The organism is Microvirga arvi (genome assembly GCF_016892765.1).
Classification (GTDB): Bacteria; Pseudomonadota; Alphaproteobacteria; order Rhizobiales; family Beijerinckiaceae; genus Microvirga; species Microvirga arvi.
In genome coordinates this window covers 18,152-30,873 of sequence record NZ_JAFEMD010000058.1, presented here as the reverse complement: position 1 = coordinate 30,873, position 12,722 = coordinate 18,152, and the positions used below count along the sequence as shown (strand labels likewise).

General features: G+C 56.6%; 9 protein-coding genes and 2 tRNA genes. 3 read left to right on the top strand and 8 right to left on the bottom strand.

The window, feature by feature from the left end:
• Window positions 1–457 precede the first annotated feature (457 nt).
• The 8 genes from ILT44_RS31995 to ILT44_RS24460 form a co-directional block, all read right to left on the bottom strand.
• Window positions 458–685 (bottom strand): DUF6894 family protein, encoded by a 228-nt coding sequence (locus ILT44_RS31995; RefSeq protein ID WP_372441246.1) that lies wholly within the window; start codon window positions 683–685, stop codon window positions 458–460.
• An 801-nt stretch (window positions 686–1,486) separates the two neighbouring features.
• Window positions 1,487–3,076, bottom strand: a complete 1,590-nt coding sequence (locus ILT44_RS24490; protein WP_204242223.1) for a SpoIIE family protein phosphatase — start codon at window positions 3,074–3,076, stop codon at window positions 1,487–1,489.
• Between the two features lie 309 nt (window positions 3,077–3,385).
• Entirely contained in the window at window positions 3,386–4,072 is a 687-nt protein-coding gene (locus ILT44_RS31760; RefSeq protein ID WP_204242222.1) for a LuxR C-terminal-related transcriptional regulator, read from the bottom strand.
• 766 nt (window positions 4,073–4,838) lie between these two features.
• Window positions 4,839–5,960 (bottom strand): polysaccharide pyruvyl transferase family protein, encoded by a 1,122-nt coding sequence (locus ILT44_RS24480; protein WP_204242221.1) that lies wholly within the window; start codon window positions 5,958–5,960, stop codon window positions 4,839–4,841.
• A 181-nt stretch (window positions 5,961–6,141) separates the two neighbouring features.
• Window positions 6,142–7,242, bottom strand: a complete 1,101-nt coding sequence (locus tag ILT44_RS24475) for a glycosyltransferase family 61 protein (protein ID WP_204242220.1) — start codon at window positions 7,240–7,242, stop codon at window positions 6,142–6,144.
• Between the two features lie 202 nt (window positions 7,243–7,444).
• Window positions 7,445–7,521 (bottom strand) — tRNA-Asp (locus ILT44_RS24470).
• A gap of 13 nt (window positions 7,522–7,534) precedes the next feature.
• Window positions 7,535–7,609: transfer RNA gene (locus ILT44_RS24465), tRNA-Gly, on the bottom strand.
• Between the two features lie 206 nt (window positions 7,610–7,815).
• Entirely contained in the window at window positions 7,816–8,400 is a 585-nt protein-coding gene (locus ILT44_RS24460; RefSeq protein WP_204242219.1) for an NUDIX domain-containing protein, read from the bottom strand.
• Window positions 8,401–10,406: 2,006 nt separating this feature from the next.
• Between ILT44_RS24460 and ILT44_RS24455 the strand changes: the two genes are divergently transcribed.
• The 3 genes from ILT44_RS24455 to ILT44_RS24445 all read left to right on the top strand — a co-directional run bounded on the left by ILT44_RS24455 (window position 10,407) and on the right by ILT44_RS24445 (window position 12,661).
• Complete coding sequence (locus ILT44_RS24455) at window positions 10,407–11,129, top strand: hypothetical protein (protein ID WP_204242218.1); 723 nt, start codon at window positions 10,407–10,409, stop codon at window positions 11,127–11,129.
• Window positions 11,130–11,690: 561 nt separating this feature from the next.
• The gene (locus ILT44_RS24450; RefSeq protein ID WP_372441245.1) at window positions 11,691–12,146 is read left to right on the top strand and encodes an antitoxin Xre/MbcA/ParS toxin-binding domain-containing protein; all 456 of its coding nucleotides are present in this window, start codon (window positions 11,691–11,693) and stop codon (window positions 12,144–12,146) included.
• Window positions 12,143–12,661 carry an RES family NAD+ phosphorylase gene (locus ILT44_RS24445; protein WP_204242216.1) on the top strand — a complete coding sequence of 173 codons (519 nt, stop codon included), beginning with the start codon at window positions 12,143–12,145 and terminating at the stop codon, window positions 12,659–12,661. The genes ILT44_RS24450 and ILT44_RS24445 overlap by 4 nt, the downstream gene beginning before the upstream one ends.
• Window positions 12,662–12,722 lie beyond the last annotated feature (61 nt).

Sequence of the window (12,722 nt, the reverse complement as noted above, 5' to 3'; positions counted from 1 at the left end):
AAAAGATCCCAAATACGAGATCGTTAGTCTCGCCGCTCAGAGACACGGATGTAAGGTGGGGTCAGAACATCGCTTACCTTTCAACCGCTCTCATCCGCGGAGCAAACTGAGTTGCGTTTGCCTATAGCGTCCTCGATGGTGGGGTCTATCTTTAGCTATCAATGGCCCAACTGTCCTCCTAGCCAAGGCCTAGATTACAAGTCGCGCTTATTGCTGGGATGGCCGGCCTCTATTCTTCGCGTACGCCACTGAACTTGCTTCAATACTGCACAGCGTCACGATACTTTAAAGGACCGCATTCGGTGAGCCAGAAGGATGAAAGCACCCGTCGTTGAAGGGGTGCTTGGAGGTTCCACCCGGAGAGCCAGTATCAGTTATCAAGGCCGGTACTCGGTACTGTCAGTTCAGGTACCAGGCACCCTCAAGGAGGGATGATGCTGCTTATTCTCAGGTTGAATCAGTGTGATGACTTTACAATAGGAAAGGAGTACAGGAGGCGTCCTTCAGGGGAGTGGATACGAAGATGCCACCCGCTCCAGTCGTCGACGATCCCGCCCAGCTCCTGCTGCAACTCACTCACGGCCATCAGGGCCTGAGTCTTGGCACTCTCCAGGTCTGACACCTCAATTCCCTCATCATCCAAGATCTGATCATGATCACTTACGAGGTGGAAATAGCAGCGCATCAGCAGTCCCTTCAGCCCAAGGCGGGGGGCTGGAGGTCATTAACCTGCTTCAGGTCAGTTGTGAAGGAATTGTGCAGGAAGGCGTTTATGACTCGGTGTTAGGTGTCTCGGCGGATAAAGGTTGCAGATTATCCAGCGCGACCCAGCCGATGTCCGGCTTAGGGCAGGGCACTAGATAAGCGCGGCCGTCCTCGAATTTTTCGATCCGACACGGGATTGCTCGTCTGTCTCCGGGAGGACGATACACAACAAGAGCTCCGGCTTGGAGGCCGTTCTCAGGAAGTGGGTTTGGTACTTCCTCGGTTGTGGGAGATTCCAAAGCTGGTCCTTGTGGTGCATTAGAACCCTGATTAAAAGCCCTTAGGCGATCCAGAGCATCAATCGCTAGTCTTGCACGATCTCTGTAGCGTTCGCTCACGGTCCTCAGAAGCGGCCCTCGAGTACGCCCTGGATACCACGACAATCCTCCCGCCTTCGCAAGTTCCTCAGCAACGGCTTCAATCTCCTCTTCCGTCATGCCATCCCTCACGCAACTCCACTGCTTCTACACCATTACTATCAAATAGCTCAGTGAGCTACAAACAAGTTTGGTTTATCAGATGGCAGCGCAGCAGGTTTCCCACCCTGGGCGCATGGGTCTGCTTGCAACGCCCAATTCCGGATTTGAGAGGGCGAGGATCAGATCATAAAGCCTCTGGGCGCTCGTAGCTTAGGAGGCATGTCCCAGGGGAAGTTTAGACGCGGACAGAGCCATTAAAAATCCCGGTCGTGGGGACCTTTGGTCATCCTATTCTTCCGAACTTAGACACGCTCGATTAAGAGCGCGCTTATGTCGTCACTCACATCTGTTCCACTGCTCCAGCGCAGGATGTGCCCTGTAAGCCATTCCAGCAGAGTGTCAGAGGATTGATCAAGCCATTGATTCAACAGGTTCAGTAACCGTTCCTCAGAGAAGCATTCGCCTGACGGATTCTCGGCTTCGGTGATGCCATCCGAGTACAGAAGGAGCGCATCACCGGAGCTGAGACTGAACGGCACTGACTCGTATGCAGCGTTGGCATCAATCCCGATCGGGAGGCCGCCCGTTCCCAGAGAGACAATCCCCTTCCTAGGCTGAAGAATGAGCGGGTGAGGGTGTCCAGCCTGAATGAGATTGCCAGTTCCAGAGGCGAGATCGATCTGTCCGAAGATCATCGTAAAATAAGGGAGATCGTCTGGCCAATCCTGACAAACGCGCTGCACGATTTGTTCGGGCGGAAGACCTCTATCTTTGATGATCGCCTCTGAGACAGACCTATGGGCGGCCACGGACACAAGAGCAGCCGCTGCGCCGTGTCCACACACATCAATCAGGAAAAACGATAACTTGCCGTCACGTTCGATGACATTGAAGGCATCCCCGCCGATAAAGCTGGAGGGTTGGAGAAAGCCTCTGTACCGGAGATCCCCGGCCACGCCATTTGTGGGCAGCAAACTTCTCTGCACGGACGCGGCTGCCTCAAGGTCGCGTCGATAGCGCTCTTCACGCCGACGAAGCTCGATGTCAGCCAAGACCTGCTCTGTGACGTCTACCGTGATGCCAGCAAGCTTGTGGAACCCTTCAGGACCGTGTTGAACCTCTGCGCGATGCGCGATCCAGATTGTTGATCCGTTTGGCTTCTGGAAACGGATCGTCAGATCGTAGGGCGAACCGTTCTTCAGGGCCTGCCCGAGCGCCTCTCGGTGCTTCTCGCGGTCATCAGGGTGGACGCACTTGGCAAAAGTGGAGGCTGGCCCGCTGCTGATTCCGAGAAGGTCCACTGAATTCTCCGACCATATCACCAAGTCGGTCGTGAGATCCCTCTCCCACGCGGCAATCCGGCCACCCTGCAAGGCCAGACGGAGCCACTCCTCAGTACGCTTCTGATGAGTAACATCCTGACCTTGCAGGAAAACGCCTTCTGTTATCCCTTCGTCGCCCGTGATTGGCTGATAGACAACGTCAATGTAGCGGCGCTCGATGCTGCCGGACTCCTTCTGGATAGTCAGCGGAGCGCCGCGCCCGACTGTGGGCTGACCTGTTGTGTAGACGCGCTCGAGCTCATCGAAAAAGCTGGGGCCAAGTCCCGGGAGGATCTCTTTAGCCGATTTGCCGATCAGCTCACGAGTGCCAACGAGGTCAGCGAAGGCTCGGTTGACCAGCTCAAACGTGAGGGTGTCACCCCGTACCACAGCAAGGAAGCCGGGGGAGTTCTCCAGTAGACGCCGCACTTCGCCGGGTTTAAAGGCACTCCTGGTCTGTGCCTCGTGGTGCGACATCCCCGGACGAGTCCCAAGGGGATCTATTGAAGGGCCAAAGTGCCAGCGCTCTGCATTGGCGACCAATGGATTTAGTTTTTTGTTCTCAGACATCGGTCGCGCTGGCATGTTCAAAGAAATTGGGATTACCGGTCATAACCTGACTACCACTTTTGTGGTAGTGGGATGGCGAGGGCTGATGTCGCAGAGACGCACCTCGAATGTCAGCGGATGGCAAGCTAGGCTATTAAGTAACGACAGTTCAGGAGGCGCAGGGGACCATTTTTGGCCGCTGACCAGCCGCCTCCAGCCTCTTCAGGGCGGACGGCTCGAAGACACCATCCGCCAATTGATTTGCGTGTTGATGCGATCCGGACACGCCTCAGTCCGGGATTCGCCCCGTGATTTGTGCGCGCAGGCGGCTTATGACGATGAATCTTCGTCGTTTTGGCTGAGATATTCTGAGGCCCAGATCGCGGCCCGGGTGCGATTTTCTGCGCCAATCTTCTTCAGCAGCGATTTGACATGAAGCTTGACAGTTACTTCGGCGACATCGAGCTTGCGCGCGATCGCTTTGTTGGGGGCGCCGTCCCTCAAGCCCCGCAGGATCTCCAGCTCGCGGTTGGAGAACTCGCTGGCCGGGTCGGCAGCTTGCGACCGTGTGGGTAGAGCCTGACTGGTCGCCTGGTGTTTGGGGTCGCGCACGAAGGCCCCCATCATCGCGACAACCATGTCGGCTGGGAAAAGCGTTTCTCCTAGCATGAGCAGCTGCAGCGATCCGACGAGTGCGTCGGCGCTTACGGAGGTCGGTAGAAAGCCGTTGGCGCCGGCACTGTGGGCCTGCAGGACAGAAGCCGGCTCAAACCGTTCCGCCAGCACAGCAATCCGGGCACGCGGGCATTGTGCCTTCAGCTGGGTGACGATCTCGGGAATGGTGGCTGAATAGCAGTCAGCATCGACCACCGCCAGGACCGGCATCCCATCCGACGGGGAGGGCAGGCCCGAACTGCCGTCGAATGCTTCGTCCAACACCAGGAAGCGGGACCCTGCCAGCATCTGCCGGAGACCAGCGCGAAAGACAGAGCTTTTGCACGCAATAACAGTGGCCACACTGTTATCGCCGTGAGGAGCTGCCCCGCTCTGTGCTTGGTTCTGGTCGACTAGATACATTGCGGGTCCCGACAAGCGAGAAGGAAGGAACAGACTCTTAGCAGGCCTGCGTAGAATCTCAAGACAGGCTTCCTAGTTGGCCGGGAATAGGTGCCAGGCTGCAAAGGGCACTCGGGCCCAGTGCGGGCAGCTGGTGAGCCGTCTACAAGGCATTGAGATACCTCATTCTTATTCCCGGCAAGGCGAATTCCATCACTCTCGCATCCACCGAGGCCCACATCGTCGGCTGGTTACCGTAGCTTGTTCTTTAGGCTAATGCTCGCTGCAGCCAAGGATAGCTCCGCCTGATTTCAGAGCGTTGCCGGATGGGATCAGGGCGTGAGCAGCCGGTTGGCCTGCAAGCTAAGACGGAGCAGTCGTCTGAGGGCGCCATTCTTATGGCCCCGTTGCCCTTCGTGGGCGCGCAGATGGCGCCGAACCCTGAGCTCGTCCGTACAGGCACTTTCGCGTCGGCATCACGCATCAGCATCGAGAAGCGCGGTGGCTGAGTTCTCCCAAACCAGAGCGGATCCGTTTATTATAGGTACTCAATCATAATATAATATCAAAACTATGGCGATGCCGTCGTGGTGAGAGCATCACGGCCGGGAGCGCAAAGTGGTGGCTCACACGGAGATGCGTAATACGCAACACGAATTGGCAGCGCCTCGGTTGATAAAACGACTTTTGGGTCGTGAGTTTAGCTTACCGGCGACCGCGTCTGATACTACCCGGCCCGGCTCAGCTCTTGCAACGAGTTTGAGATTTGCAGCCCATGATTGGCCAACACACCGGAGTAAGTGCGAGCCAACTGCTGCCTGTTAGTGTCATAGACCTGTCCGTCGAATTCGGCCAAGTCGATGAGCTCTCGCAATGAGTTTGCAGCAAGTACTTGAAAGGGAGTCACTACTGGGAGGCACATCGCCGCAGTCATCTCCAATGTTCTCAGATCATGGGGGACAAAGAGACTTGGGACCTCTGCTTGGAAGCAAGCCATGGATCCATGGAGTTTTGTTCCAATCTGGAGATCATATCGCTGCAGTTCATCCATCCAGGTCTCTGCATCGTAAAAAGCCCTGTAGTGTTGAATGATCCACGTTTTGGCATCGGTGCCGTCTGGCGGCAGGGGAAGGGCGGCTGCTTTCATGCCTTCCAGCCCCCCATCAGCGTTGACGTTGCCATGAATCACCTCAAGAACATTCAGCGGATCTTGAGCAATGCCTAGCCAGTTGTAGTCCTTTGCCAAGGCAAATAGCTTCCTGTTTCCCTTCGCGTGCAAAGGGCTTGCCTCAACTGAAAGAACTACATCGTTTATCTGGCGCAGGAATTTATCTGCGATAATGCGCCCGAGGTTCAGCTTCGGGTTGATGAAGTTTGATGGGCATCCAGCGATATGGATGTGCTTAATTTGTTGCTTAGCGAGCCATTTGGCAGTTGCTGTACCACGGACGCACACATGAGCGTCCTTATCGCGAAGCAATGTGATAAATCTCTGCGTGCCGGGCTTTAGAATAATCTCATCTGCCAAATCGAGCACACCGATCCCAAGTCCTATTACTATTATTGGGACGGTGACGTTCTCTAGCATATTAGCAATGATTGTCAGATCAATGGCTTCAGAAATCCAGTTTGCAGCCACAATAACGAGGCAATCACTTCCTTGGTTGATCTGCTTTGGATCTGCATTCCACCTAAGGAAAGTTTTCGGTGAGGCAATATGAGCGTCGACTGCATACCAGAATATGTTGTTGCCGGTGTTTAAGCCGGAACGCCGGAAGCGTCTTTCTACGGGGGCATAAAACTCATGTAAGGAACGTCCCGAGTTCCCCAGAATACAAACTCTACTCACACGAACACCTTCCAACAGCTCGATAGACAGTCATCATTGCGATATATGACCTCTTCTCCGACTAAACCTTTTTTCTCCCCCATGTGAGAGAGGGCAGCACTTATATCTGGTTCTGGCATTTAATTCGTACTTTCGACTTTGCGTTAGTATGGGCAATAAGGCTCACACGTTCCTTGACGACTCAACCCAAGACGCTTGTCAGAAACGAGCTGAAAGTGTTTCTGTCTATCGAAAAGCTAGAATCTTGCCGAGGGGTGCGCTCCTTTGCGAGCTGACCACAGAGCATTTCGTGCCAGACCATCCCCTTCGCAGCGGCAAGGTCGAAGAAGAAGAGGTCCCCGTGGAAGTCGGGCGTGACCGATAGGATCTCTTGGCCAGTCTTTCCAAAAACGATGCCGGTGAAATCACTTCCAAGCACGCTGAGAAAGTGGGTTGCACTCTGCCAGATTGCGACCTGCCCATCGAAAGGAGCAGTGCCCAGCGGTCCGCGCACAAACCCCTTTTCGATCGCACATTGTGCGATTTCGGAAATGTTCTCGATTTCGCGAGAAGGGCGCCTCGTGGCACGTTCGATAAACAACCTGGGCGAGATCAAGTCGACCTGGCCCTTGTCCGCGACGGATTGCAACAAATAGAAGACGAGAGGATGTGCTGCCCCAGCATGGGAGACGTGATCCACAAAGGCCGCATTGCGAAAAAGGTAGCTCTTATGCTTGTCGAGAGCGACGATGGATTCTGGCTCAATGTCGTAAAAACGTAAGCTGAGGCCAAAGTTGTTGCCGGTCTCCGCGTAGGCGAGGGGCAGAGCGATCTTGCCATGAGGATGCAAGTGCTTGAAAACAAGGACCTTGGGCAGGTTCTGGACAAGCCAATGCCCCCAAGTCTCTCCACCTTCATTGTGAACTATTAACGTCAGCTCTTCGATGACTTCGGGCTCATCACGGCGCGACTGAAATTCGTTGAGGTGCTGCTTGATCAAGGCCGCGGTGGCTTCTTCAAGGTGAAACGTCCCGTCTGCCCATCCACGGAACGTCGTTAGGTGATCAATGATCGCGCCTGCTTTATGCAGAGCCATGTATTCATTGAACACCGTCACATTATCGACGATCCGGCAGCAAACATCGGGAAACGTGACGGTGTAGGTCCCCTGATACCAGGGATGGCTGAACTTCGGGTTGCTTGATCGATCCTTACAGAGAATTCCCAAACGTGGCGTTCTCTGCACCGTCACCTCGTCAGACAGCTTATGGTATGACGCGATGGTGCTGTCGCGCAGGGACACAAATGTCCTGGGATCCAATTCCGTCCGTTGGGAGAACCCACGCCTTGTATTGCTCCCCTTCGATCCCACTTTCCGCCTCCAGCCTCTGGATGAAGCTATATCCGCTCTGAACCGCAGGGGGCAATTCTCAATAAGCTGTTTCAGGGAAGGCGCTGTTACTGAAACCAGCGTCAGCAAGAGGGTTGGATTCAGAAATCAACACTGGCGCGGGCGACGGGACTCGAACCCGCGACCTCCGGCGTGACAGGCCGGCACTCTAACCGACTGAGCTACGCCCGCGTATCAGCATGCTTGGAGCGGGCGAAGGGATTCGAACCCTCGACCCCAACCTTGGCAAGGTTGTGCTCTACCCCTGAGCTACACCCGCACTCCATCTCCTCAGCCGCATGGTAGAGCCGAGCGGCATCGAACCGCTGACCTCGTGATGCCATTCAGGCACTCTCCCAACTGAGCTGCGGCCCCGATCCTGCTCCGGCGACAGGACGCGCCACGCCGGAACACGAGGAGGAGGCGCTGGTACAGTCCTCCAGCTGTGCCGTCAAGCTCACAATGCTGGTGTCATCCCCACGTTCCTCAACGCAGGCGTCGCAACAGGTCTTCAGGCAAACTGCCTTGAGCCGCTCTCGCCTGCACAGCCAGAATCGTGGCGACACTCGGGGCATCACATATTGTGCCGTTCAGGCACCCAGCGATTGCGTCCTGGAACGACACGCGCCCGATCGACAGATCCTCTTGTGGGTCGGGATGTGCTGCACCTTGCTCCAAGTCCCAGGCAACGAAGCAGGGTGCCATTTCATCTGTGATACCTGGAGAAACCATGAGACGCACAACCTCAAGCCACTGACCAGCACGAGCGCCGGTTTCCTCCCGAAGTTCTCGTTTGGCAGTTTCGAGAGGATCCGTTGTTTTTGGCCCAGATCCCCGAGGCAACTCCCAGGTGTAGCGCTGGGAAACATAGCGGAACTGGCCAACAAGATAGGTGCTGCCGTCCTCGAAGATGGGCAACACCGCAATCCCATAGATGCGGAAGCGAAGCGCCGTGTAGGAATGGACCTTGCCTGACCGGTGCCTGACCTCGTCCTGGTCCACCTCGACGTAGCGGCTCTCATAGAAGCGCTGCGAAGATAGAGTTTCCCACGGGTTGCTCTGGTTGGGCATGGTTCACCATTCGACGAGATGGAGTGCGTATCGGGGTGAGCACAAGTTGTCCATGCCTAACGCTCATTGGGAGCTGAAAGTCACTGGATCGGCTTAGCAGGGCAGGGCGACGGTGAGGCGTTGCTCGGTCTTGATAGGGAAACCGGATAAGGGGATCTCCGCCAAGCCGAAGGGCACGCGGTGAGCCGTTCATGAGCGGCGGGTGGCCTTGGTACGCAGCCGCTGAGGAGAGAGGCTCGATGAGCAACTCGTCACAGCCGCGGTGCGGCTCAAGACGTGGTTGGGGATGGACGAGTGAGGGCACTCCCTGGCATTGAGCCGGAGCACTCCTGTCTTTAGCTAAGGCATTAGATGACGAAGAGGTCGTTGTACTTCAGGGACAGATCCTTCGTCAATTGTGCGAACTCGACAGACTGCCCCTTACCGGAACCGTCGGCATCATAGGACAGAACACCCTTCTTCTTGTTGTAGATGACGTATCATCCTTGTCCTTGGCCCTGTCGCTGACAACGAAGAACTTCTTATTCAGCGTGTTTGGCTTCGTGAGTGTGCCCGACCCTAGCTTCTTGAAGATCGCGTTATCGAGCCAGATGCTGTCATCCTTCACGGAGAAGTCGACAATCTTGTCGAAGCTAAGCTGGTCACTTCCACTACGATTGAAACGGCCAGGTTATGGACCTCCAGCATCCATGAATGTCCATGAAAGTGGTGAAACTATAGGTGGACAGACAAACGCGGAGATTCACAGAAGGTACCGTGTTTATCAGGGCGTGGGTGCAGCCCATGCCTCCCTGTGATCAATGCCGATCAGCCGGATTGTGTCTGTTTGAGCAAAGAAAACCCCACCCTGAAGGGTGGGGCCGCAAAGGGCGGTGAGTTCAGGCGCCCATGGGGGCAATCACGAGCGCCACCCCCATCTAGTCATATTGCGAAGCTTAGCCCAGCCCCCAATGGAGGAGGTCCCCTGCTTTTTTATGAGAGCGCCGGACATCGAGCAAATGGCTCTTGTCATTGGGAGAAGTCACCCCTGAGAGCGGACATCGTCCGGCATAGTGCCGTCCGCGTCGACCCTCGCGAACACAGAGCTCTTCCCAACAGTGACAGATCATCAGCCTTGGTGCGGTGGCTTCGTTCTGCCAAACTAGACGAGTCTCCCGAACATGAGCCACCTTCGTTATTGATATGTTATAAAGTAAATCGGATTTTATGAATGGAGCATCTCCTGCGAGGGGAGCAGCGCAGAGTGATGTGCCGGTGGGTGGGCGACGGTGGTCCCCTCAGCCTGCAGACGCGGCCGGTTCCGGGTAGTGAGGAAAGCAAGTCGGCGTGTGCCAGTCTCCTCAGCCGTTATGAGCGGGTCTGCCGCGAGCGGAACCGCTCGGTCCAGCAAGCGGTCGATCTGCCGGACCCAGGCTTCCCGTCAGAACGATTTTCGAAGACAAGCCAGATCCTCGCGGAAGCTCAATGTCACGCGACAGCTCCTATAATGCTGACAGGCTCTGTGCGCTGATCGTGGCATCCTGAAGCTTATGACCCAGGACGAATTCTGGCGCTTGCGCGACCCCGCCCAAAAAGAAGAGCGCCCTCTTCCAAAGGGGCGCTCCAAGGTCCGACCCGTAGGGGCAGAAAAGGGTCGAAGCAGCAAATTAGCAACACGCCAGAGCCAAAGCCAGGCCACCGTAAAACTCTTTCGTGGTACCACCTGAGAGACAAAGACGGATTGCAAGGTAGCGATTGCTTTTACTGAACCAAATCAGATACGAGTAGCTCACCCGTGGGGGCAACACGGACCAGAGGGCCGCGAACCTAGATTAAAAGCAATACTAGGCGCGGCCCTTGCTAGGTTTAAACTGGGATTTAGCTAGAAAGCCATAATCTGTACTAAAAATGCCCAGGAAAGGTCACTAATCTTCTCTCTTAGACCATCTAGAAGCAATTTAATGAAGGCTGATTTGGTATTATCTGTCGAAAAACCACAGTAATATACTGATCGGGTCATTCCACCAATGAGTAGCTCCCCCCAGCGCCTGAGCGGTCCCACCTTCTTCTGGGATGCCAACGGTCAACCAACCACCCGATCCAGTCATAGAGTCGAGCAGCTCTATACCATCTGTCGGCTCTACCGGGCGCGCGTTGCAGGGTGGTGCATGGTCGGCCGTTCAACCTGGATCCGGCTCACTGGAGCGCTTGATCAGACTTTCCTCGCATTGGCCCTGAGGGTTTTCTCCAGGATTCCCGCCTGGTGGGATGTTGCTCGCGCCGTCTTGCTCTCGAAAAGACAGGCCCTGCTTCCTTTTCCCCCTCTTGCCCGGGTGGAACAGACTGATGAGAAGCCCGACCCACCGTGGAAGCTTCTCGAAGACTTCCAGGGCCTTGCAATCGCCCAGCAGGACAAGGTGGCCAGGAACCTCGCTGTGCTCTGGGGCCATTTCGAAGAGGCGTTTGGTGGTCTCAGCGGGTATCTGCGGTCACCCGAGACAGAACAGCTCCTGTACCTGGAGAAGCTCAAGGCCGCGTCGGATCGGATGCGACAGGCCCGGGGCACGGACGGTGCGTTTCACTATGTGACGGTCGAGTTGCTGCGCCAGTATGTCGGGTGCTTCCAGGAGGGTCGATCGGACGATGCGGCCATAACTCTTGCGGCATGGGTGTCGGGTCTGATCGATCGGGGGCGGCGCCTGACGGCGGAGACTTCTGCTCCGTTCACAAGTGGTCAGGCGCGTGACTGACGTCTCCGGTGATGCACGGCACAGCGGAAATGCGGAGAACATTTGAGACCGCATTTGGCCTCCCACACGGACATGGGGCACGCTCACCTAGATTGTCAGCTTGTTCAGGACAAGCCCCGAGGATCCTTCGGGCCTGGTGCCTCTGACACGCTCCTTGGGGTGGCAGGAACGGTTCAGAGAGCTCATCGCAGGGCATGGCAGATGCCCTGATCTGCCATGCGAATGAGTCCACCAGCTCCTGCCGGCGAGGGGCTCGGCCCAGTGCACGGAGCCCGCCACGGGAGTGCTGGGCAGCAACTATATTACCTTTTTTGACCCGGCTGCACGCCCGGGCGATGATCGAACAGCGGCACGCCATGGATGTACTGGGAGAGCGATCATGCCAGATGCTGATGGCTTGGGATAATCCTGCGGCTGCACCCACCAGCGAAGCCCTCTGGTGTTTAGCCAGTCCTTCCAAATGGGCCTCCTCTGTGAGGACGGGCGTAACCGCGCCGGGGATTGTCACATCCCTCGGGTGGCCGAAATAATGCCTACTTTATATGGCAAAAGATCAGGTCTATGGCCTTGACAGCGCGAGCACCAAAGGTCCCCAGCAAACCCGGCTCACAGCGCAAGACCGCTCGACCTGAGCGCAAGGATCCGGGTCGCGTGGACGATAAGTTCGAGCTTCGGTCGTTCTATGATGTCCAAGGTCGGCTGGCCCCCGAGCGGGTCGCTCAGGCCTTGCGCCTGTCCAAGAGCCAGCTGGCGGATACCATTGGGGTCAACCGAGAGGCCCTCTACAAGCCGGAGCGCGCGCAGGCACCCAAAACGCAGACGCGCGTTCGCGAGATGGTTGAGATTGTGGAGCGGGTCAAGGATTGGGCTGGCGGCAAGGATCAGGCCTTGGCTTGGTATCGCGCGCAGCCTATTCCAGCCTTCGGTGGGCGCACGGCTGAGGCTCTCGTGAAGGACGGCAAAGCAGCCGCCCTGCGGGATTATCTCGATCATCTGGCTCTGGGCGGCTTTGCTTGAGGTTCCAAGGTGTGTGCTGCCGGGCCCACGATCCCAGGTGGGCGTTCTCGCCCACATCCGGTACCGGGGCCGCGATCCACGGCGGACGCTTCAACCCGAAAGCCGTTGAAGCTCTGTACCTGGCTCTTTCCCTTGAAGGAGCCTTTCTCGAGATCAACCAGGGGTTTGCCCTGAAATTCGCCCCCTGCACCCTGTGCAGCTACGATGTGGACTGCGATGATCTGGCGGATCTGAGAACCGAGGGTGGCCGTCAGCTGCACAACGTTGATTTCAACGACATGGCGTGTGCCTGGTTTAGCCTCGCGGCAGCCGGGAGCGACCCGCCGTCGTGGCAGCTGGCGCGACGCCTGAGGCGCGAAGGCTTCGCCGGGGTGTTCGTGCCATCGTTTGCGGTGGGCGCCCAACAAGATTGGGCTAACCTCGTGCTCTGGCAGTGGGGTGATCGGCTGCCTCATCGGATCACCGTGTACGATCCCATCCGACAACTTCCGGCCAATCAACGCTCTTGGACCTAAACGCGGGTTTGTGAGTGGGTCGAGACCGCGTGTTGATTGGTGCGGCGGAACCTCTGAGCGC